General features: G+C 61.8%; 24 protein-coding genes. 11 read left to right on the top strand and 13 right to left on the bottom strand.

What is annotated here, in order from left to right; translation table 11 throughout:
• Positions 1 to 87: 87 nt before the first annotated feature.
• From BLT75_RS10840 to pdeM, 11 genes are all read left to right on the top strand, one after another.
• On the top strand, positions 88 to 1,326 hold the full coding sequence (locus tag BLT75_RS10840) for a CpaE/TadZ family protein (protein WP_093030940.1): 1,239 nt from the start codon (positions 88 to 90) through the stop codon (positions 1,324 to 1,326).
• Between the two features lie 24 nt (positions 1,327 to 1,350).
• Entirely contained in the window at positions 1,351 to 2,790 is a 1,440-nt protein-coding gene (locus BLT75_RS10835) for a TadA family conjugal transfer-associated ATPase (RefSeq protein ID WP_093030938.1), read from the top strand.
• A gap of 11 nt (positions 2,791 to 2,801) precedes the next feature.
• Positions 2,802 to 3,770, top strand: a complete 969-nt coding sequence (locus BLT75_RS10830) for a type II secretion system F family protein (protein ID WP_093030935.1) — start codon at positions 2,802 to 2,804, stop codon at positions 3,768 to 3,770.
• 10 nt (positions 3,771 to 3,780) lie between these two features.
• A complete protein-coding gene (locus tag BLT75_RS10825) occupies positions 3,781 to 4,761 on the top strand; it encodes a type II secretion system F family protein (RefSeq protein ID WP_093030932.1) in 981 nt (326 codons plus the stop codon).
• A 37-nt stretch (positions 4,762 to 4,798) separates the two neighbouring features.
• Positions 4,799 to 5,359, top strand: coding sequence for a tetratricopeptide repeat protein (locus tag BLT75_RS10820; RefSeq protein ID WP_245706480.1), 561 nt, complete (start codon positions 4,799 to 4,801; stop codon positions 5,357 to 5,359).
• Positions 5,360 to 5,389: 30 nt separating this feature from the next.
• A complete protein-coding gene (locus BLT75_RS10815) occupies positions 5,390 to 6,238 on the top strand; it encodes a tetratricopeptide repeat protein (RefSeq protein ID WP_093030926.1) in 849 nt (282 codons plus the stop codon).
• 4 nt (positions 6,239 to 6,242) lie between these two features.
• Entirely contained in the window at positions 6,243 to 6,791 is a 549-nt protein-coding gene (locus BLT75_RS10810) for a prepilin peptidase (RefSeq protein ID WP_093030923.1), read from the top strand.
• A 108-nt stretch (positions 6,792 to 6,899) separates the two neighbouring features.
• Positions 6,900 to 8,207, top strand: coding sequence for an ATPase (locus tag BLT75_RS10805; protein ID WP_093031169.1), 1,308 nt, complete (start codon positions 6,900 to 6,902; stop codon positions 8,205 to 8,207).
• Positions 8,204 to 9,013, top strand: coding sequence for an NAD(P)-dependent oxidoreductase (locus tag BLT75_RS10800; RefSeq protein ID WP_093030920.1), 810 nt, complete (start codon positions 8,204 to 8,206; stop codon positions 9,011 to 9,013). The genes BLT75_RS10805 and BLT75_RS10800 overlap by 4 nt, the downstream gene beginning before the upstream one ends.
• A 67-nt stretch (positions 9,014 to 9,080) precedes the next feature.
• Entirely contained in the window at positions 9,081 to 11,489 is a 2,409-nt protein-coding gene (locus BLT75_RS10795) for a ligase-associated DNA damage response DEXH box helicase (RefSeq protein WP_093030917.1), read from the top strand.
• Between the two features lie 41 nt (positions 11,490 to 11,530).
• Entirely contained in the window at positions 11,531 to 12,193 is a 663-nt protein-coding gene (gene pdeM, locus BLT75_RS10790; protein ID WP_093031165.1) for a ligase-associated DNA damage response endonuclease PdeM, read from the top strand.
• A 27-nt stretch (positions 12,194 to 12,220) separates the two neighbouring features.
• On the opposite strand, the gene BLT75_RS10785 is transcribed toward pdeM, so the two are convergent.
• The 13 genes from BLT75_RS10785 to tolQ all read right to left on the bottom strand — a co-directional run bounded on the left by BLT75_RS10785 (position 12,221) and on the right by tolQ (position 25,341).
• Entirely contained in the window at positions 12,221 to 12,970 is a 750-nt protein-coding gene (locus BLT75_RS10785; protein WP_093030914.1) for a LytTR family DNA-binding domain-containing protein, read from the bottom strand.
• A 254-nt stretch (positions 12,971 to 13,224) separates the two neighbouring features.
• Positions 13,225 to 14,115 carry a bifunctional methylenetetrahydrofolate dehydrogenase/methenyltetrahydrofolate cyclohydrolase FolD gene (gene folD / locus BLT75_RS10780; RefSeq protein ID WP_093030911.1) on the bottom strand — a complete coding sequence of 297 codons (891 nt, stop codon included), beginning with the start codon at positions 14,113 to 14,115 and terminating at the stop codon, positions 13,225 to 13,227.
• A gap of 43 nt (positions 14,116 to 14,158) precedes the next feature.
• Positions 14,159 to 14,464, bottom strand: coding sequence for a chorismate mutase (locus BLT75_RS10775; RefSeq protein ID WP_093030908.1), 306 nt, complete (start codon positions 14,462 to 14,464; stop codon positions 14,159 to 14,161).
• Positions 14,465 to 14,519: 55 nt separating this feature from the next.
• On the bottom strand, positions 14,520 to 16,196 hold the full coding sequence (locus BLT75_RS10770) for a formate--tetrahydrofolate ligase (protein ID WP_093030905.1): 1,677 nt from the start codon (positions 16,194 to 16,196) through the stop codon (positions 14,520 to 14,522).
• A 165-nt stretch (positions 16,197 to 16,361) separates the two neighbouring features.
• Positions 16,362 to 16,937, bottom strand: a complete 576-nt coding sequence (locus BLT75_RS10765; RefSeq protein WP_093030902.1) for an MOSC domain-containing protein — start codon at positions 16,935 to 16,937, stop codon at positions 16,362 to 16,364.
• Positions 16,938 to 17,051: 114 nt separating this feature from the next.
• Positions 17,052 to 18,965, bottom strand: coding sequence for an ATP-dependent zinc metalloprotease FtsH (gene ftsH, locus BLT75_RS10760; protein ID WP_093031162.1), 1,914 nt, complete (start codon positions 18,963 to 18,965; stop codon positions 17,052 to 17,054).
• A gap of 78 nt (positions 18,966 to 19,043) precedes the next feature.
• Positions 19,044 to 20,297: a tRNA lysidine(34) synthetase TilS gene (tilS, locus tag BLT75_RS10755; RefSeq protein WP_425441133.1), complete on the bottom strand. Its 1,254-nt coding sequence runs from the start codon at positions 20,295 to 20,297 to the stop codon at positions 19,044 to 19,046.
• Entirely contained in the window at positions 20,294 to 21,109 is an 816-nt protein-coding gene (ybgF, locus tag BLT75_RS10750) for a tol-pal system protein YbgF (protein ID WP_093030897.1), read from the bottom strand. The genes tilS and ybgF overlap by 4 nt, the downstream gene beginning before the upstream one ends.
• A 4-nt stretch (positions 21,110 to 21,113) precedes the next feature.
• Complete coding sequence (gene pal / locus BLT75_RS10745) at positions 21,114 to 21,620, bottom strand: peptidoglycan-associated lipoprotein Pal (RefSeq protein WP_093030894.1); 507 nt, start codon at positions 21,618 to 21,620, stop codon at positions 21,114 to 21,116.
• An 89-nt stretch (positions 21,621 to 21,709) separates the two neighbouring features.
• Entirely contained in the window at positions 21,710 to 23,029 is a 1,320-nt protein-coding gene (gene tolB, locus BLT75_RS10740) for a Tol-Pal system beta propeller repeat protein TolB (protein ID WP_093030891.1), read from the bottom strand.
• Positions 23,026 to 24,156, bottom strand: a complete 1,131-nt coding sequence (locus BLT75_RS10735; protein WP_093030888.1) for an energy transducer TonB — start codon at positions 24,154 to 24,156, stop codon at positions 23,026 to 23,028. The genes tolB and BLT75_RS10735 overlap by 4 nt, the downstream gene beginning before the upstream one ends.
• A 9-nt stretch (positions 24,157 to 24,165) precedes the next feature.
• Positions 24,166 to 24,642, bottom strand: a complete 477-nt coding sequence (tolR, locus tag BLT75_RS10730; protein ID WP_093030886.1) for a protein TolR — start codon at positions 24,640 to 24,642, stop codon at positions 24,166 to 24,168.
• A 3-nt stretch (positions 24,643 to 24,645) separates the two neighbouring features.
• Positions 24,646 to 25,341 (bottom strand): protein TolQ, encoded by a 696-nt coding sequence (gene tolQ, locus BLT75_RS10725; RefSeq protein ID WP_093030883.1) that lies wholly within the window; start codon positions 25,339 to 25,341, stop codon positions 24,646 to 24,648.
• Between the last annotated feature and the right edge of the window lie 40 nt (positions 25,342 to 25,381).

The following is a 25,381-nucleotide window of genomic DNA, read 5'->3' as shown; positions in this document are numbered from 1 at the left end:
CCAGTCGTTCGGTCGTTCGCGGGACAAGTCAGGCAGGATCGGAAAACCGGCAAACGTCTGCTGCCCGCCTGTAAAGAGGAATAGGCAATGAGCAGCGCGATGCCGCAACCCGAAGCAACTCCGATCCTGGCCTGCACGGTCAGCCGCGATGTGCAGAATTTCGATCTCCTGATCGAAGACATGGAAGCCGCAATGGGCGAAAGCTGGGGCGACCTCGGTTTCGCCGAAGCACTGGCCTTCTTCGGACAGCCGGAAGCCGAATCCCTTGAATTCATCGCGCTCGCGATCGACTCGGATGATGAGGACAATCTTGTCCTCATGGGCGAAATCATAACCCAGGCGAAATCGCGCGGGATAAAGGTGATCCTGATCGCGGAAGACGTGACCCCGGCGTCGCTGCACCAGCTGCTGCGCAAGGGAGCGGACGAGTTCGTCCCCTACCCTCTGCCGGAACGGGAATTGCAATCCGCAATCGACCGGTTGAGCCAGCCGGAACCACAAGTCGACTATTCCCAGCACAACACCGCCCACCTGAACAAGGGATCATCGCGCGAGGGCGCGCTGTTCGTGGTGCATGGGCTGGCAGGTGGCACCGGAGCCACGACACTGGCCGTAAACCTTGCCTGGGAACTTGCCAATATCGGCGGCACCGAAGCACCCCGCGTTTGTCTGCTGGACCTCGACCTGCAATACGGCTCGGTTTCGACCTATCTCGATCTGCCGCGCCGCGAGGCTGTTTTCGAGATGCTGTCCGAGACCGCCGGCATGGACGAGGAAGTCTTTGGACAGGCCCTGCTCAGCTTTGAAAACAAGCTTCAGGTCCTGACCGCGCCTGCCGATATGGTGCCGCTGGATATCATCACGCCCGAGGACATCTCACGCGTGATCGAGATGGCGCGAGCCCATTTCGACTATGTGGTCGTCGACATGCCCAAGACACTGGTCCACTGGTCGGAAACCGTCCTCCAGGCCGCCCATGTGTATTTCGCCATGATCGAACTGGACATGCGCTCGGCCCAGAACGCATTGCGAATGAAACGGGCGCTGCAATCCGAGGATCTGCCCTTCAACAAGCTTCGCTTTGCCCTCAACAAGGCGCCGAAGTTTACCGATCTCAGTGGCAAGAGCCGTGTCAAGCGGATGGGTGAATCGCTTGGGATTTCCATCGACCTGCAACTGCCCGACGGCGGGAAACAGGTCACGCAGGGGGCAGACCACGGTCTGCCGCTGGCATCGTCCGCACCGAAGAATCCACTGCGCCGCGAAATCGCGAAACTGGCGCAATCATTGCATGAGCTTGGTCAAAGCGACGCCAAGGCCGCATAACTCCATCAGACGAGGGGCTCGAACGTGTTTTCCAGATACAAAAAGACAGACAAGGCACAACCGATCGCCGCAGTGGTTGCACCCAAGATCGAGTCGCACCCCGGAAAGGCCGACGCCAAACCGATCACCAGCTTGCGCAAACCGATGGCAAAGGCGGCGGCCGAGGCCCAGCCCCAGGACCGCGACCGCAAGCGCAAGGAGCGGATGAGCGAGATCAAGATCGAGCTACATCGCGACCTTCTGGAAAACCTCAACCTCGCGGCGCTTGAACATGCCTCGGAGGCCGAGCTGCGGTCGGAAATCACGTCCATCACAAGCGAGATGCTCGAAACAAAGGGCATCGTTCTGAACCGTGAAGACCGTGCACAGCTCAACAAGGAACTCTACGACGAGGTCACTGGGCTTGGCCCGCTCGAAACCCTGCTTCAGGACGAGACGGTCAACGACATCCTGGTCAACGGCCCGCACCAGATCTTTGTCGAACGCGCGGGCAAGCTTCAAATGACCGACATCACCTTCAAGGATGAAAAGCACCTGCTGCGGATCATCGACAAGATCGTTTCCGCCGTGGGCCGCCGTGTCGATGAATCGAACCCCTATGTTGACGCCCGCCTGGCCGACGGGTCGCGTTTCAACGCGATGGTGCCGCCGATCGCGGTCGATGGCTCGCTGGTATCGATCCGGAAATTCAAGAAGGACAAGCTGGGCATCGACGATCTTGTGAAGTTCGGCGCCTTCACCGAAGAGATGGCCGCCTATCTGCAAGCTGCGGTCGCGACCCGGCTCAACATCATCGTGTCGGGCGGTACCGGTTCGGGCAAGACGACCACGCTCAACGCCCTGTCGAGCTTCATCGACAATTCCGAACGGATCCTGACCATCGAGGATACCGCAGAACTCCAGCTGCAACAGACCCATGTGGGCCGGATGGAAAGCCGTCCGCCGAACGTCGAAGGCAAGGGCGAGGTCTCGCCGCGGGACTGTCTGAAGAACGCCCTGCGGATGCGCCCCGACCGCATCATCGTGGGTGAAACCCGCGGCGAGGAAGTCATCGACATGTTGCAGGCGATGAACACCGGCCACGACGGGTCGATGACGACGATCCACGCCAACAGCGCCCGAGACGGGGTAAGCCGACTGGAAAACATGATCGCCATGGCCGGGATCGAAATGCCGATCAAGGCCGTGCGGAGCCAGATCGCCAGCGCCGTCAACCTGATCGTTCAGGCCAGTCGCCTACAGGACGGCAGTCGGCGCATGACGTCGATCACCGAGATAACCGGGATGGAAGGCGACGTGATCTCGATGCAGGAAATCTTTCGCTATCAGCGGGTGGGCCTGACCCCCGACAACAAGATCATCGGTCATTTCACGGCCACCGGCGTGCGCAGCCATTTCTCGGAACGGTTCCGCATGTGGGGCTATGACCTGCCGCCGTCGATCTACGAACCGACCACGATGTAAGGAAACGGATCATGGAACTAAGCGCCGAACCGATTATCTACGGCCTGATCTTTGTTGGGGTCCTTGTCCTGGTCGAGGGCATCTACCTGGTGGCCTTTGGCAAATCCATCAGCCTGAACAGCCGGGTGAACCGCCGGCTGGAAATGCTCGACAAGGGCGCCGGTCGCGAACAGGTGCTGGAGCAACTCCGCAAGGAGATGCAGCAGCACATGAAATCCAAGTCGATCCCGCTCTACTCCCTGCTTGCCGAAAAGGCGCAGAAGGCCGCGATCGCCTTTACCCCGCAACAGCTGATCATGATCATGGTGCTGCTGGCCGGCATCGCCTTTGTCGGTCTCAGCGTCGGCACCCAGACCGAGGTCAAGATCCGCGCCGCAATCTCGGTCGCGATCGGCATCGGTGCGGTCTACATCTGGGTGAACCAAAAGGCGAAGAAGCGCCTCAGCATGATCGAAGAGCAACTGCCGGACGCCGTGGAACTCATGGTCCGCTCCTTGCGGGTGGGGCATCCCTTCGTGTCGGCCATCCAGATCGTCGCCAAGGAATCCGAGGATCCGATCGCCACCGAATTCGGCATCATCGCGGACGAAGCCGCCTATGGCCGCGAGATCGGCGAGGCGCTGAAGGAAATGGCCGAGCGACTCGACATGCAGGACTTGCGCTTTCTATCGGTCGCCGTGACCATCCAGCAGCAATCGGGCGGCAACCTTGCCGAAGTCCTTGCGGGCCTGGCCAAGGTTATCCGCGCCCGGTTCCGCCTGTTCCGGAGGGTCAAGGCCATCACCGCCGAGGCGCAATGGTCCGGAAAGTTCCTGTCAGCCTTCCCGCTGGTGGCGCTGATGGTGATCTTGATCAACGACCCCGGATATTATGACGGCGTTCAGGACCACGAGCTGTTCATCCCCGCCTGCTTTGTCGTGGGTATCCTGCTCACCGCCAACCTGTTCGTCATGCGCATGCTGACCAACATCAAGGTTTGAGGAGATCGCAATGGAACTGCTGAAGACGGTCAACGATTTTCTCACCGCCAATCTTGGCGAATTCGGGCCGCTCATCGCGGTGGGGGTGCTGGGTCTTTTCATGATCCTGATCACCATCCCGATGATGCTGAACCAGCCCGAAGACCCGCTCAAGAAACTGAAACGGGACCAGAACCCCAAGAAGCCGGCGAAATCCAAGAAGGAACAGTTGCGGCAGGCCGGCCGAAACGAACAACTGCAACGGTTTGCCAACTTTCTTGAACCTCAGGACGCTGAGGAATTGTCTGCGATGCAGCTCAAGCTGCGGCAGGCGGGGTACCAGTCAAAGGATGCGGTCCGGTTCTTCCATTTCGCGCAGATGGCGTTGGGCCTTGTTGGCCTTCTGCTGGGAGTCCTTTACGTAACCGTGATCAACGGCGATCAGAACTACGACGCGCAGGCCATGTTGATCCGTGTCCTTGGTCCTGGGGCCGTGGGCTACTTCCTGCCCAAGTACTGGATCACCCGACGGGTCGATACCCGCAAGGAGAACATTACCCGGGCCTTCCCCGACGCGCTCGACATGATGCTGGTCTGCGTCGAGGCCGGTCAGTCGCTGGATCAATCCATCGTTCGTGTCGCCCGAGAACTGCGCGCCTCCTACCCTGACCTGGCAGACGAGTTCGAGATCGTTGCCTATGAGATGAAAGCAGGCAAGGAAAAGGACAAGGTCCTGCGCGACATGGGCACACGCTGTGGTGTTATCGACGTTTCCTCCTTCGTGACGGTGATGATCCAGTCGTCACAATTCGGCACATCGATTGCCGAAGCGCTGAGGGTCTATGCCGGCGAAATGCGCGACAAGCGCGTGATGCGCGCCGAAGAGGCCGCAAACAAGTTGCCAACCAAAATGACCCTCGCCACAATGATGCTGACGGTCCCGCCGCTGCTGATCATCCTCGTCGGCCCTTCGGCAAAAGGTATCATGGACCTGGGCAACATGAGTAACTGACAAGATGAAAAATCCGGGTGTGAGACGACCCACACCGATGTACCACCTCGCAGCCATGGCCATCGTCATGATCGTGACGATGGCCAATTGCACGAAAGAAGACGATCTTTCTCTGTCAGAGAATCCGTTCCCGCCCGGCATCGATTATCGCAAAGACGCGGTAAGCGGTGTGGAAGTCGGCCAAAGGTTGATGGCTGCCGGAGAGTATGAGCTTGCTCTGGACAGCTTCACCCGCGCGGCGCTCGACGAAGGCATGACAGCCGAAATATTGACAGGTATCGGCACTGCCAACCTGGGGCTGGGGCGATTGGGACAGGCGGAACCGCTGCTGCGCCGCGCGGTTGCCGAGGCGCCGGATTGGCCTGAAGCCTGGAACAACCTTGGCGTGCTCCTGATGGAAAAGGGCGAGTTGCCGGAAGCAACGCAAGTCTTCCAGAAAGCCTATGCACTGGACAATGGCGAAAGTGACTCAATCCGGGACAATTTGCGGATAGCACTCGCAAAATCGGAAAATGTTGTTAATACTGAACCCAAACAAGAAGAGTTCAAATTGGTGCAGCGGGGACAGGGCGACTTTGTAATCCGCAAGACACCGTGACGAGGGCAAGAGCAGCAAAAGGACGCAAAAATGCGCCACCATATTCTGATTCCAGTCATGCTGGCAGGCAGTTTGACCCTTTCGGCCTGTTCGGAGAATGCCGACGAAACAGTCGAACGCGCGTTTCAGGACGTCAATGTCGTCGATGAAACCAATCTCAACGACGTTATGCTTACGGTTGCAGACCCGAATGAGGCGGTCGACTATTTTCAACGCGCCCTCAACAACAATTCCGATCGCATCGACCTGCAGCGTGGGCTGGCCAAGTCATTGACGCGCGCGCATCGCAACACCGAAGCGGTCGCCGTCTGGGGCAAGGTCGTCAAGATGGACGGTGCCCTTCCGGACGACTCGGTTGACTATGCGGATGCGCTGATCCGCAATAACGAGTGGGAGCGTGCCGAACAGGTGCTGGATTCGGTACCGCCGACCCACGAAACCTTCAATCGCTACCGGTTAGAGGCGATGATCGCGGACTCGAACCGCGAGTGGAACAATGCAGATACGTTCTACGAGACCGCCGTCGGCCTGACCACGCGGCCCGGTGGTGTCATGAACAACTGGGGGTATTCCAAGCTGACCCGCGGCGATTTTGCCGAAGCCGAACGTCTGTTCGGCGAAGCCATTCGCCAGGACAGCAGCCTGTTCACCGCAAAGAACAACCTGGTGCTCGCCCGCAGCGCCCAGCGCAACTACACCCTTCCCGTCGTGCCGATGACACAGACGGAGCGGGCGCAGTTGCTGCACACGATGGCGCTCTCGGCAGTGAAGCAAGGCGATATCACCACTGGAAAATCCCTGCTGCGTGAAGCCATCGACACCCATCCTCAGCATTTCGAGGACGCGGTAAGGTCGCTGCGCGCGCTCGAAGCCGGCTAAGCCCATGGTGATCCCCGCCGAGGCGGCGCGCTGGTTTCTGCCGTTTGTGCTGCCGATCTGCCTCTATGTCGCCTATACCGACCTGAGCGAGATGAAGATCCGCAACCACGCGGTCACGGCCTTGGCACTGGTCTTTGTTTTGGTGGGCTTTTTCGTGTTCCCGCCTTTCACCGACAATTGGGCCTCGGGGCGGATAGCGACTGTGCCAATGGCCTTGCCGACATACGTCTGGCAGCTGCTGCATCTGCCGATGATCCTGCTGATCGGAATCGTATTGAACGCCGGCGGAGCGATTGGCGCGGGCGATGCCAAATTCGCCGCCGCAGCCGCGCCATTTATCTGGACCGGAGACTTGGTTTTGGCAATCGGACTTCTGACCGCCGGTTTGCTGGGCGCGTTTGTCACGCACCGCATCGCCAAGCACACGCCCTTGCGCCGCATCGCCCCCAACTGGAAAAGCTGGGCCACCGGCAAGAAGTTCCCCATGGGCCTGGCCCTGGGAGGAAGCCTGGCCGCCTATCTGGGGTTCGGCGCCTTCTATGGCACCGGATAGACAAAACCTTTCGCGTGGCTGCCCTTGTGATGCCACATTGATGAGCCAGCCTGCCTTGCAAGCGCCCCAGCCGCCGACATGTCACAAAAACTGCATCTGGTCCCGACGATGAACATGCAAGCCACCGCCGTCATGGCGCCTCCTGCCCCGAAACGGATGTCCGAAATGCAGCTCCCCGTCGTGATGATGCGGGACATCCTTCTCAAGACGATCTTTCGCAAGACCGTCGAGACCGTTTCGGAGATTGCCGAAGCGATCTGTCTGCCCATAACGGTTGCGCAGGAACTGGTCGACATGGCACGCAGCCAGAAACTGCTCGAGGCGACGGGAACGCTCAACGCCAACAGCGGCAACGAGATGGGATACCAGTTGACCGATGCGGGCAAGGCACGCGCGCTCGATGCCCTGAGCCAGTCGGAATATTTCGGCGCCATGCCTGTCCCGCTCGATGTCTATCGCGAACAGGTCAAGCGGCAGTCCATCCGCAATATACAGGTCACCCGCGACCAGTTGATCAAGGCAATGGGCCACCTGGTCCTGCCCGACAGCCTGCTGGATCACCTCGGCCCGGCCGTCAGCGCCGGGCGTTCGATTCTGATGTACGGGCCGCCGGGCAACGGCAAATCCTCGATTTCCAACGGTATCCGGGACGCGCTGGGGGACAAGGTCTATGTACCGCGCGCCATCGAATACTCGGGCCAGGTCATCACGGTCTATGACCCGATCGTGCATAACGCGATCGAGCAGGAACCCGAAGATCCGACACAGTTGCGGCGGCGCGCCCGGTTCGACAGCCGCTATGTCATGTGTGAACGCCCAACCGTGATCACCGGGGGCGAACTGTCGCTCTCGATGCTCGACCTGGTCTACAACCCGACCGCGCGCACCTATCAGGCGCCGTTGCAACTCAAATCCACCGGCGGCATCTTCATCATCGACGACCTTGGCCGCCAGGCCGAACCGCCACAGGCGATCATCAACCGCTGGATCGTGCCACTGGAAGAGGGCAAGGACATCCTCGGCCTGCAATCAGGCGAGAAATTCGAAGTACCTTTCGATACGCTGGTGATCTTCTCCACCAACTTCCACCCCAACGAGATCTTTGACCAGGCAGCGCTGCGCCGGATCTTCTTCAAGATCAAGATCGACGGCCCAAGCCAGGAAAACTTCCTCAAGATCTTCGCCCTGGTCGCCCGCAAGAAGGGGATGCCACTGGACGAAAAGGCGCTGGTGCACCTGCTGAAGGTGAAATATCCAACCATCGGAAATGTCTATGCCAATTATCAACCGGTGTTCCTGATCGACCAGATGATCGCCATCTGCGAGTTCGAAGGCATACCCTACCAGATGAGCCCGGAACTGATCGACCGGGCCTGGGCCAACATGTTCGTCAAGGACGAGAAGATCGTCAAATGATCGGCGTCGCAGGCTGTGGCAGGATGGGCGCGCCCATGCTGGCCGCCCTTCAGCGGGCGGGGTTCGATGCCCTTGGGTTCGACGTTCGGCCATCTTGCGAATTTGGCAACATGGAGAAGCGTATCAGCAATGACGCAACCCTGTTTTCGCAAGACCTGGAAACACTGATCACCGTAGTTCGCGATATTTCGCAAACTGAACAAGTGCTGTTCACCGACCAGAAGCTGGTTCACGCAAAGCGCCTCTCCCGTATTATCATCTGCTCCACCCTGTCACCGCGCTATGTTCGTGACCTGCGGGCACGGGTGCCCGCGCATATCACCCTGATCGACGCGCCGATGTCCGGCGCGCAGGTCGCGGCCGAGGAAGCGCGGCTGTCCTTCATGCTGGGCGGTGCGGCGGCGGATCTCGACAAGGCGCAACCGCTTTTCGATGCCATGGGCAAGCATTTCCACCGCATGGGCGACTATGGCTCGGGTATGCAGGCCAAGGTTCTGAACAACCTGCTGGCCGCCTCGAACACGGCAATGACGCGCCTGGTGCTCGACTGGGCAGATGCTGCCGGTCTGGACGAACGGGCGCTACTTGACCTCATCCATACAAGTTCGGGTCAGAACTGGTTTGCCAGCAACTTCGACAGTATCGAGTTTGCCCGCGACGGTCTGAGCGAGGACAATACAATCGGCATTCTGATCAAGGACGTGGCCAGCGCGCTCGATGCCGCCCCGGCGGGGGCGAATACCACCCTGCCCGGTGCGGTACAGGCCCAAATCCGCAAGTTGAAACCGCGCCCGGTCTCCAGCTGAAACCATACCGGCACGCGCGGATCCTTGCGCCCCTTTCCTCCGGCGCGGCCCGTGCTAATGTCTCGCCATGTCGGAAATCCCCGCCCCGATCACCAACTGGTTCGCCGCCAAGGGCTGGTCCATCCACCCGCACCAGCGGGCCATGTTCGAACGTGCCGCTGCCCCGGCAACCCTGCTGATCGCGCCGACGGGCGGCGGCAAGACCATGGCGGGCTTTCTGCCTTCGCTTGCGGACCTGGCCGACGGCAACCACCAGGGGCTGCACACGCTCTATGTCTCGCCGCTCAAGGCGCTGGCCGCAGACATAAAGCGTAACCTGCGCACCCCGGTCGAGGACATCGGCCTGCCGATCCGGATCGAGGACCGGACCGGCGATACCTCGGCCACGCAAAAGAAACGTCAGCGTGCCGACCCGCCGCATATTCTGCTGACAACACCGGAAAGCCTGGCGTTGCTGACTTCCTACGAGGACGCGCCGCATATGTTTGCCGGGCTGCGACGAGTGGTGGTCGACGAAATTCACGCCCTCGCCGAAAGCAAGCGGGGCGACCAGCTGATGCTGGCGCTGGCCCGGCTGCAAACGCTCTGCCCCGATCTGCGCCGGGTCGGGTTGTCCGCCACGGTGGAGGACCCCGCCGAAATCGCCCGGTTCCTGGCCCGGCACCCCGATCCCTGCGAGATCTTGCTGGCAGATCCGGGACCAGACCCCGACATTTCCATGCTCGACACCGCCGAGATGCCGCCGTGGTCGGGCGGCGGCGCTGCCTATGCCGTGCCGGCCGTGCTCGATCAGATCCGGCGTCACAAGACCACCCTGATCTTTCACAACACCCGCGCCCAGGCCGAGATCTTCTTTCACAACCTGTGGCTTGCGAATGATGAGGGCCTTCCCATCGGCATCCACCACGGCAGCCTGGACCGGGTACAGCGAGAGCGGGTCGAGGCGGCGATGGTGCGGGGTGAGTTGCGCGCTGTCGTCTGTACGGGCAGTCTCGATCTGGGTATCGACTGGGGTGATGTGGATCTGGTGATCCAGATCGGCGCGCCCAAGAACGTCAAGCGGCTGGTGCAGCGGATCGGGCGGGCCAATCATAGGTATAACGCGCCCTCCAAGGCGCTGCTGGTTCCCGCCAACCGGTTCGAGGTGGTCGAATGCATGGCCGCGCTCGAAGCGGTCAAGGCGCATGAACTGGATGGTGAACCGCGCGGCAGGGGGCCGCGTGACGTGCTCTGCCAGCACATCCTGATCGCCGCTTGTGCCGGGGGTTTTCAGGCGGACGTGCTGTTTGCCGAGATGACCACCGCCGGCCCTTACGCCGCTCTGTCGCGCGCAGAATTCGACGCCTGCCTCGATTTCTGCGCCACTGGCGGGTACGCCCTGCGCGCCTATGATCGCTGGCAGCGCCTGTTGCAGCGCCCGGATGGGCGTTGGCAGCTGCGCGATCCGCGCAGCGCCCAGCGCATCCGCCAGAACATCGGCACCATTCAGAACACCGACACGCTCAAGGTCCGCCTAAGGCGCAATCGCGGCGGCAAGCCGCTGGGCGAGATCGAGGAAGGCTTTGCCGCGTCTCTGACTCCGGGAGACACATTCCTGATCGGCGGCCAAATCGTCCGCTACGAGGGTATGCGGGACATGACGGTCGAGGTCACTCGCCGCGCTGACAGGAAACCAAAGATCGCAACCTTCATGGGCACGAAATTCGCGACCTCAACGCAACTGAGCGCGCGGATCCTGAACATGTTCTCGCAACCGGACTGGCCACAACTGCCCGGCCACACGGCCGACTGGCTGGCCTTGCAACGGCAAATCTCGCGCCTGCCCGAACAGGGGCGGTTGCTGATCGAGAGCTTTCCGCATGACGGGCTGGAACATGTCTGCTTCTACGGGTTTGCCGGACGCAATGCGATGCAGACTTTGGGCCTTCTGCTGACGAAACGGATGGAGGAAATGGGCCTCAACCCTCTCGGTTTTGTTGCGACCGACTACGCGATCCTGATCTGGGGGCTGGATGCGCTTGCCGATCCTGCGCCCCTGTTTCACATCGACAGCCTGCGCGACGGGCTGGACCAGTGGCTGGCAGGCAATGCGGTGATGAAACGCACCTTTCGCGCCTCGGCCACCATCGCCGGGCTTATCGAGCGCAATCAGGGCGGCCAGCGAAAGACCGGGCGGCAAGCGACCTTCAGTTCCGATATTCTCTACGATACCCTGCTGAAATACGACCCTGACCACCTCATGCTGGGGATCACCCGAGAAGAGGCCATGCGCGGTCTGGTCGATTTCGGCCGTATCGAAGAATTGATCGCGCGCGTGGGTGACAGGATCGACCTCGTGCGGCTTGACCGGGTGACGCCCTTGGCGGCGCCTCTGTTTCTCGAAGTGGGCAAGGTTCCGGTCAAGGGCTCGGCCGAAGAACGTCTGCTGGCCGAGGAAAGTGCGCGCCTTCTGTCCGTGGCAGGGGTTCTCGGTTGAAGGGGCTTGCACCGATCGCGCGAACGCGCAAAGAACACAACATGAACGGTTGCGATTTCACCTTTGCCGGGCAGCGGTTGACGGCACTTGGATCAGGCGCGCTCTGGTGGCGCGCGCAGCGCCTCTTGTGCGTTTCCGACCTGCACCTCGGCAAATCCGAGCGCATCGCACGGCGTGGCGGCGCGGCACTGCCGCCCTACGAGGTCGCCGATACGCTCGACCGGTTGGCGCATGACCTGAACCACACGGCGCCAGAAACGGTTGTCTGTCTTGGAGACAGTTTCGATGACCGCGAAGCCGCAATAGCCCTGCCGGAAGATGCGCGTCTGCGCATCGCTACACTGCAGGCAGGGCGGAAGTGGATCTGGATCGAAGGCAATCACGATCCGGGACCGGTGGGGATCGGCGGCACTCACTTGCAAGATCTCCGGGTCGGACCGCTGACGTTCCGCCACATTGCCGATCCGGCCGCCAGCGAAGAAATATCCGGGCACTATCACCCCAAGGCCAGTCTTCGCCTGCGAGGCCGCATGATTTCGCGCCCGGCATTTCTCGTGGACAGCGCGCGGATCGTGATGCCCGCCTACGGCACCTACACTGGCGGCCTGCGCAGCCACGACCCGCTGCTGGCAGGCTTGATGGCCTCCGAGGCACGGGCGATCCTGACGGGCCCCAGCCCCTGCGCAGTGCCGATGCCCCGCTAAGGGTTGCCCGCTATACCTCCAACGGCGCTAGATGATCTCCGCCTTTTCGAGCGTGGGGCGGTATTTTCGGCTGACCGGAACAAGGTCGCCGTTGCTCAGCCGGATCTGGATCTTGCCGGCACTGCGTTCGATGCTTTCGATCGCGGCCTCGGTCACCCAATGGGACCGATGCGTGCAATGCCCGCGCACCGGGTGCATTTCGTCTATGGCGTCGGCAAATCGCAATCGGATGGTATGCACCCCCTCTGTCGTGATCACGTCCACGAAATGATCACGCACCGTCAGGCGCAATATCTGCGCAGAGCACGCTTCGGGCAGTCGCTTGTAAATACGAGGCAGTTCCGGATTCGTTTCATGGACCTTCGGACCGCCCCATGCGATTCCACGCCGGACAATCAGGAGGCCCGAGGCGAAAATCGTTCCATAGCGCGTCATGCTCCAGGCGTCTGGTCTGTCCGCTGGTGCAGGCATGGCGATCAAGTGGATCAAAAGCCACAAGGCTGGCGTGAACAGGATCGTTATCGCAGCCACGATCAGGCCATCCCTGATGCCCTGGCGCACATGCGCTGCATGGCGGTCCACCATCAGGCAGCTAAAGCAGACAACCAGCGCTGCCACGCACAGAACCAGAAGCCAGAACAGCAAGCGGCCGGCAAAGGACATCCCTGTCGCGCCGAAAGGATTGGCGATTGTCGCCAGCAGCGACAGAAAAAGAAGCGACGGCGCGAGAATGCTTATGTTGTCGCTGACGAGAAAAGATCTGATCCTGGCGAACATGAACGGATTGGCTTGGGAAAAAATTGACGCAGAGTAACGTCATATAGCAGAGTTACCCAAGCCTCAAACCCTTGCAGCACTTCAGCGCCCAAAATCCTTTGAAATTCTGGAACCGATGCAGGTAAGCGTGATCTGGCTCCTGTTAGTATACGGATATTGTTCAGTCTTTTGGGAACCGACAAGAGCAGGGTGTTTCCGAAACAAAGACGGGGCCGCAGTGGCCCCGCCTTGAAATCAGCCGTCCGCAATTGCCGTCAGGCCGTCAACCCTTCGGGTTCGGGCAGTCCGTTGGCCCGGCAGCAGGCTGTCAGGGTGTTTGCCAGGAGACAAGCAATGGTCATCGGGCCAACCCCGCCCGGCACGGGTGTGATCGCTCCTGCGGTCTGCGCGGCGCTTTCGTAGTGTACGTCACCCACCAGCACATTCTTGCCGTCTCGCTCGATCCGGTTGATGCCCACGTCGATCACTGTCGCGCCCGGCTTGATCCAGTCGCCGGGCACCATTTCGGGGCGTCCCACCGCGGCCACCACGATATCGGCTCGACGCACGACATCCGGCAGGTCCTTGGTGCGCGAATGTGCGATGGTCACCGTGCAACTGTCCCCCAGCAGCAACTGGGCCATGGGCTTTCCGACGATATTCGACCGGCCAATCACCACCGCGTCCATACCGCTGAGCGAACCGTGGTGGTTGCGCAGCATCATCAGGCAGCCCAGCGGGGTACAGGGCACCATGCTTTTCTGCCCCGTTCCCAGCAGCCCCACGTTAGAGATATGAAACCCGTCCACATCCTTGGCCGGATCGATGGAGTTGATCACCAGATCCTCGTTCAGGTGCTTGGGCAGCGGCAATTGAACCAGGATGCCATGCACGTCCGGATCATTGTTGAGCCGGTCGACCAGAGCCAGCAGATCCTCCTCGGAAGTCGACGCATCGAGCTTGTGCTCGTAGGAATTCATGCCGACCTCGACCGTTTGCTTGCCCTTGGAACGGACATAGACTTGGCTGGCCGGATCTTCGCCCACCAGCACGACGGCGAGACCGGGAGTGATTCCGTTGGTCTTTTTCAGACTGGCGACATGATCGGCCACCTGCGCACGCACGTTGGCCGCAAAGGCCTTTCCATCGATGACTTTGGCTACCATCCTTGGTCCCTTTCCCTAAAACGAAACAGGGCCGTTCGGCCCCTCAAGCGGCTCCAAGCACCCGCTCTTCGCGGGCGATGGACCAGTCAATCAGAATGCGCCAAAGCCTTTCCGCCAAATCCGGGTCCAACCCGGTCAGCAGCGATTCGGCACGCACGTTTTGCACCACGGCCTCGACACGTTCCGGGATACGGGCCGGCAGCCCCTCGTCCGGTTTCAACTCGGCTGCCCGGTCAATATAGGCCGCGCGCCGGGTAAGCATTTCCACCAATTGCCTGTCGAACTTGTCGATCTCGCACCTGAGATCCAACATCGACCTGCATCGTTCCGGTGGTGTCAGAGGCTGCATTCGAAACTCCTGTGGCCCGGGTGATCCCGGGCCACGAGTTGACCCAATCGGCGGCTCAGAACAAGCCTTCGATCTGGCCTGCGTCATTAAGGCGGATCGTTTCCGCAGCCGGCTTCTTGGGCAGGCCGGGCATGGTCATGATCTCACCGCACACCACCACGATGAACCCGGCACCGGCGCTCAGGCGCACCTCGCGTACCGGCACCGAATGGCCGGTGGGCGCGCCACGCAGATTCGGGTCGGTCGAGAAGCTGTACTGGGTCTTGGCCATGCAGACCGGCAGGTTGCCATATCCGGCTGCTTCCCACTCCTTCAGCTGGCCACGGATCTTGGAATCCGCGAGGACCTCGTCAGCGCGATAGATGCGCTTGGCGATGGTCTCGATCTTCTCGAACAGCGGCATCTCGTCGGGATAGATCGGGGCGAAAATCCCAACACCCGAGTCCGCCAGCGCCACGACCTTGCGGGCCAGTTCCTCGGACCCTTCCGAGCCCAGTTCCCAGTGCCGCGACAGAACCGCCTCGACCCCATGTGTCGCGCAGTAGTCCTTGACCTCCTGGATCTCCGCCTCGGTATCGGTGACGAAGTGGTTGATCGCCACCACAACCGGCACGCCGAAGGATTTCACGTTCTCGATATGGCGGCCCAGGTTGGCGCAACCCTTCTTGACGGCCGCAGTGTTCTCGGCGCCCAGATCGGCCTTTGCCACACCGCCGTTCATCTTCATCGCGCGCACGGTGGCAACAATCACCACTGCGGACGGGGCGATACCCGCCTTGCGGCACTTGATGTTCATGAACTTCTCGGCACCCAGGTCAGCACCGAAACCGGCCTCGGTGACGACGTAGTCGGCAACTTTCAGAGCGGTCTTGGTGGCGATGACCGAGTTACAGCCATGCGCGATGTTGGCGAAGGGGCCACCATGGACAAAGGCCGGGTTGTTTTCCAGCGTCTGCACCAGGTTCGGCTGCATCGCGTCCTTGAGCAGGACAGTCATTGCGCCTTCGGCCTTGATGTCGCGGCAGTAAACCGGGGACTTGTCGCGGCGATAGGCAACGATGATGTCGCCCAGACGCTTTTCCAGGTCCTTCAGGTCGTTGGCCAGGCACAGGATCGCCATGACCTCGGAGGCCACGGTAATGTCAAACCCTGCTTCACGCGGGAAACCGTTGGAAACACCACCCAGCGAACAGGTGATCTGGCGCAGCGCCCGATCGTTCATGTCCACCACCCGGCGCCAGGCCACCCGGCGGGTGTCGATATCCTGCTCGTTGCCCCAGTAGATGTGGTTGTCGATCATTGCCGACAGCAGCGAGTGCGCGCTGGTGATCGCGTGGAAGTCGCCGGTGAAATGGAGGTTCATCTCTTCCATCGGAACGATCTGAGCATAGCCGCCGCCAGCGGCGCCGCCTTTCATGCCGAAGTTCGGCCCGAGCGAGGCTTCGCGAATACAGATCATCGCCTTCTTGCCGATGCGGTTCAGGCCATCACCCAGACCCACCGTAGTGGTGGTCTTGCCCTCGCCCGCCGGTGTCGGGTTGATCGCGGTTACCAGGATCAGCTTGCCGTTTTCGCGGTCCTGTACCGAGTTGATGAAGTTCTGGCTTACCTTCGCCTTGTCGTGGCCATAGGGCAGCAGGTCCTCGCTGGCGATACCCAGCTTTGCGCCGATCTCAAGGATCGGTTTCTTGTTTGCCTCACGGGCAATTTCGATGTCGGATTTATAAGCCATGGGTACGATCCCTGATTGGTGTGCCGGTATACCGGCGTACGCGCGCCGGGCTTGGGCACAGCATTAGCGTCGCAAATTGGCAGGCATGATCTGGATTCCGACATATTCGCGACGTGAAACGTCGCCGCTCGAATTCGGCGGACGCGGATCGGAAACAGAAGACCCCTACAGGCGCCAGCCCCGCTGGTCGGGGATGAACAGGGTCAATTGATCGCCGATCGTCAATCTTCCCGGTCTTTCCACCCAGGCCGTGACGCCGCGCCGCCCCTCGGCCGCCGGTTTGAAGGCCGCGCCGTGCCCGGCTTTTTCCGCCTCGATCTCGCGGCCGGGCAGAACGCAGGGCCGGTTTTCCATGTCCACGGTCAGCGTTGTGCCCGATGCCGATTGCAGGCGCGACGAAGGCGGAACATGCGTGAAATCCGGTATCCCGCGCAGCACTACATTCGCGCCCAGCAACGCCGGGTCCAGCTTCTCCAGCCCCATCTTCGCGGCGATGGCTTCAAGTTCCTCTGCGGCCAGAACGGTGAGTTGCCGGACGTTTCGGATCTCGGTCCCCCTGGGATAGAGGTTGCGCACCCGCACACAGGACTCGCGATTGGTCCCGGCATGGCGTCCCCCCCGCACACCTTCAAATCCAAGATCCAGTTCCAAAACGGGTTGTGCCCTGATCGAAGCGCCCGCAGGCACATGACCCAGCCACTCCACCCATCCCGAAAACCCACTGTCCTTCAACACCGGCATCCTGATCACGCTCCCTTGGGTGATTGCCGGGCCGAACTTACTGCTTTTTGACCGCGCGGCCAGAGCCGAAAAGAAAAAAGCCCGGCGGGGCCGGGCTTTTGCTTTTGCTCTAAATCAGGCCGTCGGCTCGGGCTCCATGCCGCCGCGCGGCGCCGACTTCGGTTTGGTCTTGGGAATCGCCGTCACGCTTGCGGCATTGCCCTTGTCCGCGCTGTCATCCCCGTCATCACCGGCCGTAGGCGGTTCGCCTCTCATGACACGCTTGATCTCGTCCCCGGTCAGGGTTTCATACTCCAGAAGGCCCTGAGCCAGACGCTCCCAATCCTCCTGCTTCTCGGACAGGATCTGGTAAGCTCGCTCATACCCTTCCTGGATGAACCGCTTGACCTCTTCCTCGATCAATTCCTTGGTATGCGCCGAGACCGAGAAGCCGGCCGTGTTGCCCGAGTAACCCTCGTGCGCCTCGGCATAGTCGATGTTGCCCACCTTGTCGGACATGCCCCAGCGCATCACCATGGCACGCGCCAGTTGGCTGGCCTGCTGGATATCGCCCGCAGGCCCGTTCGACACATGATCCTCGCCGTACTTGAGGATTTCAGCGGCCTTGCCCGCCATGGTCATCGCCAGTTTTTGCTGGCATTCGTCGCGGTGCCAGTTCAGCCGGTCCATCTCGGGCAGGCTGACCACCATGCCCAGCGCACCGCCGCGCGGGATGATCGTGGCCTTGTAGACCGGGTCGCACATCGGCAGAGCCAGACCCACAACCGCGTGACCGGCTTCGTGATAGGCGGTCTTTTCCTTTTGATCGGCGGTGAGCACCATCGAGCGGCGTTCGGCCCCCATCATGACCTTGTCCTTGGCGTTCTCGAAATCTTCCATGGTCACGAAGCGCCGGCCCACGCGGGCGGCCATCAGTGCCGCCTCGTTCACCAGGTTGGCCAGATCGGCGCCCGAGAATCCCGGTGTGCCGCGCGCGATGATGCGCAGATCGACATCCGGACCCAGCGGGGTCTTGCGCGCATGCACGCCCAAGATCTTCTCGCGGCCCTTGATATCGGGATTGCCAACGGTGACCTGGCGGTCGAACCGGCCCGGGCGCAGCAGCGCCGGGTCCAGAACGTCCTTGCGGTTGGTGGCGGCCAGGATGATGACTCCTTCGTTGGCTTCGAAACCGTCCATCTCGACCAGCAGCTGGTTCAAGGTCTGTTCGCGCTCGTCATTGCCCCCGCCATAACCCGCGCCGCGATGGCGGCCCACCGCGTCGATCTCGTCAATGAATACGATACAGGGCGCATTCTTCTTGGCCTGCTCGAACATGTCGCGCACGCGGGAGGCACCGACACCCACGAACATTTCCACGAAATCCGAACCCGAGATGGTGAAAAACGGCACGCCTGCCTCACCGGCAATCGCACGCGCCAGCAACGTCTTGCCGGTGCCCGGAGGGCCGACCAGCAGCGCGCCCTTTGGGATCTTGCCGCCCAAGCGGCTGAATTTCTGCGGATTACGCAAGAATTCGACGATCTCTTCCAGTTCTTCCTTGGCCTCGTCGATACCCGCCACGTCATCAAATGTCACGCGGCCATGCTTTTCGGTCAGCAGTTTCGCGCGCGACTTGCCAAAGCCCATGGCGCCACCGCGTCCGCCGCCCTGCATCCTGTTCATGAAATAGACCCAGACGCCAATGAGCAGCAGGAACGGCAACAGCGTGATCAGGAAAGACTGGAACCCGGATTGCTGCTGCTTCTCGGCCCGGACCGGAATGTCTTTGTCGATGAGCAGAGTCGTAACCTCGGCGTCGCTCGGCTTGATCGTGACATAGTCGCGGCCATCGGCTGTCCGATACCGGATCTGCTCCCCATCCAGGGTTACCTTGGTCACATTGCCCGCATCCACGGCGCTGACAAATTCGGAATAGGTCTTTTCCTGGCTCTGCAATGTTCCGCCCGACCCGCTGAACAGGTTGAACAGGGCGAGGATCAACAGAAACAGGACGACCCAGAAGGCGATGTTGCGTGCGTTGCCCAAGGACATTCTCCCAAAACTTCCCGACCGAACAGGGGTACGACCGGCTTGTTCCTTAAAATAGAGATGATCGGGCGAGGTTCAATGCGATAAAAGAGAAGCGTAGAAGTCTTCTTCCCCGCCCTTCAGGCGTGCGGTCCAGCTGCCCGGCATCCCGGCCAGGGGCGCAGCGATCAGATCGTCGCCCCGCCAGACCGCCGGTGTCGCCTGCAACGCCGCATAGGGGCGGCCAGTATTGCGCCATTCCGGGCATCTCGCCAGACCACCCGGTCCCAGTGCCCTGATCTCGGCATCCGCCGACACCGGTCCCGACAAGACCCAGCGCCCATCCCAGAGTTCGCCAAGCCGCGCATGCGCCGCCTCGACCGCCTTGAACTCCCGGCAGATCCAGACACGTCGTCCGCGGTTCAGGATCAGACACCCATGCAGTTGAGCGGATTTTTCCTGGCGCAGGGCAGACATCACCGCTGCCACGGCGGCCCGGCGCGGCGGATATTCGCCTCCTCGGATCCAGCACACCGCATGCAACAGCAAGCGGCGCGCGATTTCATCCGGCAGCGTGCGGAAACCGCGTAGGTCCAGCATGACATCGCCTGCATCGATCACGGCGAGGTCCCTGGCTGCAAGAAACGTATACCAATCAAGGGCTTCGCGCGCACGGGCCATGTTGGAGGCCACTTCGGACAATACCTGCGCATCCAGGCCCAACGGCTGCAATGTTGCAAGCGCCTTGCGCGCCTTGATACGGTCATAGCGGGTGTTTTCATTGGATGGATCATCGCACCAGCCCAGACCCGCAGCCGTCAGAAATTCACGCAGCGCGGCACGCGTCACGCCCAGAAGCGGCCTGACCAGGACCACCCCGTCCTGCATCCGTCTTTTCGGTATGGCCGCCAATCCCGAAACGCCGGCCGCCCGTCCAAGCCGCATCAGCACGGTTTCAGCCTGATCATCCGCAGTATGTGCCAGCGCGACGGTTTCGATCTGGTTGCGCCGCGCCCATTCTGTCAGCAGGGAATAACGCGCCCGACGCGCCTGGTCTTGCAGATTCCCGGTTCCGTCCCAGTCTTTCCAGATCAGAGTTTCGTGCGCGACGCCGATATCCGCGGCCACCCGCGCAACCCATTCGGCCTCGGCCACTGCCTCGGGACGCAATCCGTGATCAACTGTCGCAGCAAACAATTGAAAGTCTTCGCCCGAAAAGCAGCGCTTTGCCAGATGCAGCAGAGCGATGGAATCGCTCCCTCCGGATACGGCAATGCCAAGCCTTCTGGGCGGCTGGGCAGGAAACTGCGCCCTGAGAACCGAAAGAAGCTCTGCTTCGTTCTGACTCAAGAGCACCCCAGCGAAGACATTTCTCGTCCGGCTTCCGCGACCGCGGGCGCATTCGGGAACCGTACGGCGACCTCGCCCAGCGTCACGCAAGCCTGGCTGGTCTGACCCAGCTTTCCAAGCGCGGCACCCAGTTTGTAGAGCGCCTCGGGCGCAACGGGTCCCGTGCTGTCCCCGGTGAAACTGGCAAGGAAGGCGCGGGCTGCCTCACGTGTATCCCCCAGGCCTTCCAGCGCCTTGCCGCGATTCAGCCGCGCTTCGGCCGCGAGGGGACTACCGGGGTATGACCGGTCGAACTGCGCAAACAAATCAGCCGCCATACGATAGTCGCCCGCCGCAAGCGCCTGACTTGCCGCATCGAACTCGGCTTTCTCGCCTACGGCGAGTTCTGTCTGCGGTTGCGGGCTTGTCGCCACCGGAGCGGTCACCGATGGCGAGCTGCCGCCCAGGGTCGAGGTCTCGGACAACTTCGAGATGTCGCAATTGGCCTCAAGTTCGCACAGCCGGAATTCGAGATCGCCGACCTTGTTGGTGCCATCCGCGACGATCCTGTCGATTCGCGCATTCAACTGTTCAGTCAGACTGGTCAGTCGTTGCAACTCGGTTTCGATTGCATCGACCCGCTCCAGAACCGAGTTGCCCGCGAGGTTCGGAGACGGTGCGCCAGTGGTCGAGAACTCGCGCTTCAGCCGTTGAATCTCGACATGCAGAACGGTCAGTTCCTGGCGGATATCCGCCAGGGTCTGCTGGTCCTGCGCCATGCCCTGCCCCGCCAGCATGGTCGAAACGCTCAATGCCAAGGCCGCAAGTCTCATGCCGTTAACTCGTCAAGCCGGAGGCAAGTACCGTGACCGCGCGACGGTTCTTGGAGTAGCAGGCCTCGTCGCTGCAAATCTCGATCGGGCGCTCCTTGCCATAGCTGACCGTTTTCAGGCGCGTCCCGGCCACACCACGCGAAATAAGGAATTCGCGCGCGGCATTTGCGCGGCGCGCACCAAGCGCGAGGTTGTATTCGCGGGTACCCTGTTCGTCTGCATGGCCTTCGATCGTGGCCGAGTAATCCGTGTTGGTCAGCAGCCACTGCGCCTGCGCCGACAGAATGGCCTGCGCCTCGTCGCTCAGGTTGGACTGATCGACCGCAAACAGGACCCGATCACCGATCGCCTGCTGGAAATAGGCCGGCGATGTCGGGTCGCTGACAAGGCCGCTGCCGCCGGCACTGTTGTTCAGGTTGACCGCATCGTCGCTGCCGAACCGGTCGGGGTTGGTGCAGGCCGCCAGAGCCACCAGTGTGGCGACGGCTGCAATCTTGCTCAATACCTTCATTCCAAGTGCCTCATGTGTGCTTGTTGTTAAGACTTTCATACCATAGCCCATGCGCCATGTGAACGCGGACGCAGGCCGGATATCCGGGATCATTCCAGAAGTGGCGACCAGGTCGGGTCGCTGCCCCCGTCAGGGGTTCGCACCGGGCGCAGGTTGCGGCCCGAGATATCCACCGAGTAGAGCGATGCACGCCCGTCCGCACCCTGCGTTTCACGGGTGAACATGATGACACGCCCGTTCGGCGACCAGGTCGGCCCCTCATCCAGGAAGGACGCGGTGAGAAGGCGCTCCTCGCTGCCATCCGTACGCATCACGCCAATATGGAACCGTCCCTTGTTCTGCTTGGTAAAGGCGATCAGGTCGCCGCGCGGCGACCAGACCGGCGTGCCGTAGCGGCCCTGGCCGAAACTGATCCGCTGCGCTTCGCCGCCCGATGCGGACATGATGTAAAGCTGCGGCGTGCCCGAGCGGTCGCTTTCGAACACGATACGGCTGCCGTCGGGCGAATAGCTGGGCGCGGTCTCGATCGACGGCGCGCTGGTCAGCCGCGCACTCTGCCCGCTGGCGATGTTCATCGTGTAAAGGTCGGTATTGCCGCCCTGCGACAAAGAGAACAACACCGTCTGCCCGTCGGGCGAAAAGCGTGGGGCGAAGCTCATGGTGCCTTCCTGGCTTTGCAGCACCCGCTGCTCCACACGACCCACGTCAAGGATATGAATACGCGGGAAACCGCCCTGATAGCTGGTATACAGAACCCGGTCCCCGGTCGGAGAGAAACGCGGCGCCAGCACGATGGAGGAACTGTCGGTCAGGTACTGAACATTCGCACCGTCGTAGTCCATGATTGCCAAACGCTTGCGGCGCTGGTCCTTGGGTCCGCTTTCCGAGACGAACACGACCCGGCTGTCGAAATATCCGCCTTCGCCGGTGATCCGGCTGTAGACGGCATCCGCCACCTTGTGCGCCATCCGCCGCCAGCCGTCCGTGGTCCCGGCAAATTGCAGGCCGCTGCCCAGTTCGGTTCCCGCGAAAACATCCCACAGCCGGAACCGCACCGTCAGCCGGTCTCCCGACAGGCTGACACTGCCGGTGACCAGCGCCTGCGCGTTGATCGCCTTCCAGTCGGCGAACTGGACGGGCGCGTCAAAACTGGTGACCTGGCTGATATAGGCCGTCGACGGGATTTCCCGGAACAGGCCGCTGCCCGTCAGGTCGGCCGCAACCACACGGGCAATCTGGGCGGCATATTCGGTCGCGGCGGCCCCGTCGGGGACGAAATTGGGCACGGCCAATGGCAAGGGCTCGATGATCCCCTCGTCAATGGTGATCCTGAGCGGCTGGTTCTGCGCATGCACGGGCGCGGCAAGCAAAGTGGCGCCGACAAGCAGGCTGGTCAGAAATCTAATCATTTGATCCGCATCCTCTCGGGATTGAATGTCATTTCTATATCGCGCCAGTGATCGTATTTTTCACTGGGAAGATTGTAACCTTTCGTCCCGCATCGGATGATAGCACGGCGGGCGGCCTCGTAAGCCTGTTTCGCCGCGCCCGACGATCCGCCCGAGCTTTCGATCATGCGGATCGATCCGGTATCGGGCGTTCCGTCGGCATTCATACGCACAGACACCACGACAGTAGTGTTCAATGCCTCGGTGGAAAGCGATCCGACGTTCCAGCATTGTGAGACCGCCACCCGCAACGCGTCCTTTTCGCCGCTGCTCAGCGGCGGGCCGCTGGGCGCGGGCGCTGCGACGGGTTCGGAAGCGCTGGCAAGGGCCTCGGCCAGAGCGGCGTTCACGGCGCTGCTCGGCGTGGGCGCCGGATTTTCCGACGGTTCGACCTCGGGTTTGCTTTCCGGCTTTGCTTCGGCGGTCTGCGTCACCTGTGGCCGTGTCCTTGGGCGTGGCGAACGCGACGGCGCGACCTCGACGGTCGGTTCCGCCTCGGGCGTGATCCGGTCTGTCGCCTCCTCGGGCGCGGTAGCCTGCTGTTCGGGCTGGGGCGTTTCGGCCCCCTGCTCGGCACTGACGGGCGGAGTTTCGACCGGGTCGGGCCGCGCATCGGGCGGTGGAGCGGCGACCGGCTCGGGGGCCACGCGCTCGACCGGACGCGGTTTCGGACGCTTGCCCGGCGGTTCGGGCAGCAGCACCGTCTCCGGTTCCGGCTGTTCCAGGCTCGGGTTTTCTTCCGGCAGGGCCGGTTCCGGCGTCGGGGCAACCGCTTCGGGGGCGGGTTCCGGCTCGGGGGCGGGAACCGGTTCCGGCTCGGGCCGGGTTTCCACCGGTTCGGGTTCGGCGGCGGGCTCCGATGGCGTGGTCTGTTCCGCAGGGGCGATGGGCTGCGCGGGCTCGGCAGGGTTCTGGATGACTTCCGGCGCCTCGCGCGGCGCGCTGAGCGCGGCGAACTCCTCGGCCGATATCACCGAGACGTCCTGAACTTCAAATGGCAATGGTTCCGAGCGGAACGCACCGCCCAGAAAGGCCCATGCAACCAGTGTGACATGGGCGATACCAGAGATCTTGGTGCCGGTCTGCAACCCGCTGCCTCACTCTCCACTGCCGTCAAGGCGGGGGCCGCCAGTATCGGTCACAAGCCCCACGTTGGAAAACCCGCCTGCATTCAAAGCGCCCATGACCTGCATGACCTGTGCATAGGGAATGTTGCCATCCGCCCGCAGATAGACCCGGTCGCTGGTTCGCTCGGCCGCGATCGCGCGCAGGCGGGCAATGAACTCGTCTCGTGCCACCGGCGTGGTCTGAATCTGCACCTCGCCTTCGGCGGTAATGGTCACGGTCAGCGGCTCTTCGTCGTCCGACGGCAGAGCGCCGGCGGCGGTCTTCGGCAGTTCGACCGGCACGCCCACGGTCATGAGCGGAGCGGCCACCATGAAGATGATGAGAAGAACCAGCATGACATCCACGAAAGGTGTCACGTTGATCTCGGACATCGGGCGTGCCCGGCCACGCCGCCGCCCACGGCGGCGCCCGCCGCCCGCATCTGATTGTTGAACCGCAGCACCCATGGCTCAGCTGTCCAGCTGGCGGGACAGGATGGTGGCGAATTCGTCGGCGAACGCCTCGTAGCCCGCGAGGATCCTGTCGCTGTCCGCGCTGAGCTTGTTATAGAAGATCACGGCCGGGATGGCCGCCAAAAGGCCAAGCCCGGTAGCCAGCAGCGCTTCGGCGATACCCGGGGCCACGACGGCAAGGTTGGTGCTCTGCTGTTCGGCGATCTGGATGAAGGAATGCATGATGCCCCAGACCGTACCGAAGAGACCCACGAAAGGCGCGGTCGATCCCACGGTGGCCAGCACCGGCAGGCCGCGTTGCAGGTCTTCGGCCTCCTTGGCGATCGCGACATCCATCGACCTGTCGATCCGCGATTGCGCCCCGGCGATCAGCCCCCCGTCGTTGCGGTGCGAGCGCCGCCATTCGATCATTCCGGCGGCAAATATCTTTTCCGAAGGACCAGAGGGTTGCGTGCCAATCTGTTCGAACAACTCGTCCAGCGGCTCTCCTGACCAGAATGCCCGGTCGAACGTATCGGCGTCGCGACGGGCGGCGCGGTAGGAAATATGTTTCTGGATGATGATCGACCAGGCCCAGAACGAGCTGACGATCAGCAAGAGCATAACCAGCTTGACGGTAAATGTCGCACGGGCAAAGAGCCCCCACATCGAGAAATCGATTTCCTGCGCCAGCGCCAGGGCTTCCGTTTCCATAAACCTGCTCTTTTCTGCCGTATGGCCGTTTTTCGGCCTT

The organism is Ruegeria marina (assembly GCF_900101475.1).
GTDB lineage: Bacteria > Pseudomonadota > Alphaproteobacteria > Rhodobacterales > Rhodobacteraceae > Ruegeria_B > Ruegeria_B marina.
The sequence above is the reverse complement of the archived record's forward strand: the minus strand, read 5'-3'. Positions and strand labels throughout refer to the sequence as shown.

Coding starts and splice junctions, on each gene's coding strand:
- BLT75_RS10840 (WP_093030940.1), top strand. CDS start 88: ATGAGCAGCGCGATGCCGCAACCCGAAGCAACTCCGATCCTGGCCTGC.
- BLT75_RS10830 (WP_093030935.1), top strand. CDS start 2,802: ATGGAACTAAGCGCCGAACCGATTATCTACGGCCTGATCTTTGTTGGG.
- BLT75_RS10825 (WP_093030932.1), top strand. CDS start 3,781: ATGGAACTGCTGAAGACGGTCAACGATTTTCTCACCGCCAATCTTGGC.
- BLT75_RS10820 (WP_245706480.1), top strand. CDS start 4,799: ATGTACCACCTCGCAGCCATGGCCATCGTCATGATCGTGACGATGGCC.
- BLT75_RS10815 (WP_093030926.1), top strand. CDS start 5,390: ATGCGCCACCATATTCTGATTCCAGTCATGCTGGCAGGCAGTTTGACC.
- BLT75_RS10810 (WP_093030923.1), top strand. CDS start 6,243: ATGGTGATCCCCGCCGAGGCGGCGCGCTGGTTTCTGCCGTTTGTGCTG.
- BLT75_RS10805 (WP_093031169.1), top strand. CDS start 6,900: ATGAACATGCAAGCCACCGCCGTCATGGCGCCTCCTGCCCCGAAACGG.
- BLT75_RS10800 (WP_093030920.1), top strand. CDS start 8,204: ATGATCGGCGTCGCAGGCTGTGGCAGGATGGGCGCGCCCATGCTGGCC.
- BLT75_RS10795 (WP_093030917.1), top strand. CDS start 9,081: ATGTCGGAAATCCCCGCCCCGATCACCAACTGGTTCGCCGCCAAGGGC.
- pdeM (WP_093031165.1), top strand. CDS start 11,531: ATGAACGGTTGCGATTTCACCTTTGCCGGGCAGCGGTTGACGGCACTT.
- BLT75_RS10785 (WP_093030914.1), bottom strand. CDS start 12,970: ATGTTCGCCAGGATCAGATCTTTTCTCGTCAGCGACAACATAAGCATT.
- folD (WP_093030911.1), bottom strand. CDS start 14,115: ATGGTAGCCAAAGTCATCGATGGAAAGGCCTTTGCGGCCAACGTGCGT.
- BLT75_RS10775 (WP_093030908.1), bottom strand. CDS start 14,464: ATGCAGCCTCTGACACCACCGGAACGATGCAGGTCGATGTTGGATCTC.
- BLT75_RS10770 (WP_093030905.1), bottom strand. CDS start 16,196: ATGGCTTATAAATCCGACATCGAAATTGCCCGTGAGGCAAACAAGAAA.
- BLT75_RS10765 (WP_093030902.1), bottom strand. CDS start 16,937: ATGCCGGTGTTGAAGGACAGTGGGTTTTCGGGATGGGTGGAGTGGCTG.
- ybgF (WP_093030897.1), bottom strand. CDS start 21,109: ATGAGACTTGCGGCCTTGGCATTGAGCGTTTCGACCATGCTGGCGGGG.
- pal (WP_093030894.1), bottom strand. CDS start 21,620: ATGAAGGTATTGAGCAAGATTGCAGCCGTCGCCACACTGGTGGCTCTG.
- tolB (WP_093030891.1), bottom strand. CDS start 23,029: ATGATTAGATTTCTGACCAGCCTGCTTGTCGGCGCCACTTTGCTTGCC.
- tolR (WP_093030886.1), bottom strand. CDS start 24,642: ATGGGTGCTGCGGTTCAACAATCAGATGCGGGCGGCGGGCGCCGCCGT.
- tolQ (WP_093030883.1), bottom strand. CDS start 25,341: ATGGAAACGGAAGCCCTGGCGCTGGCGCAGGAAATCGATTTCTCGATG.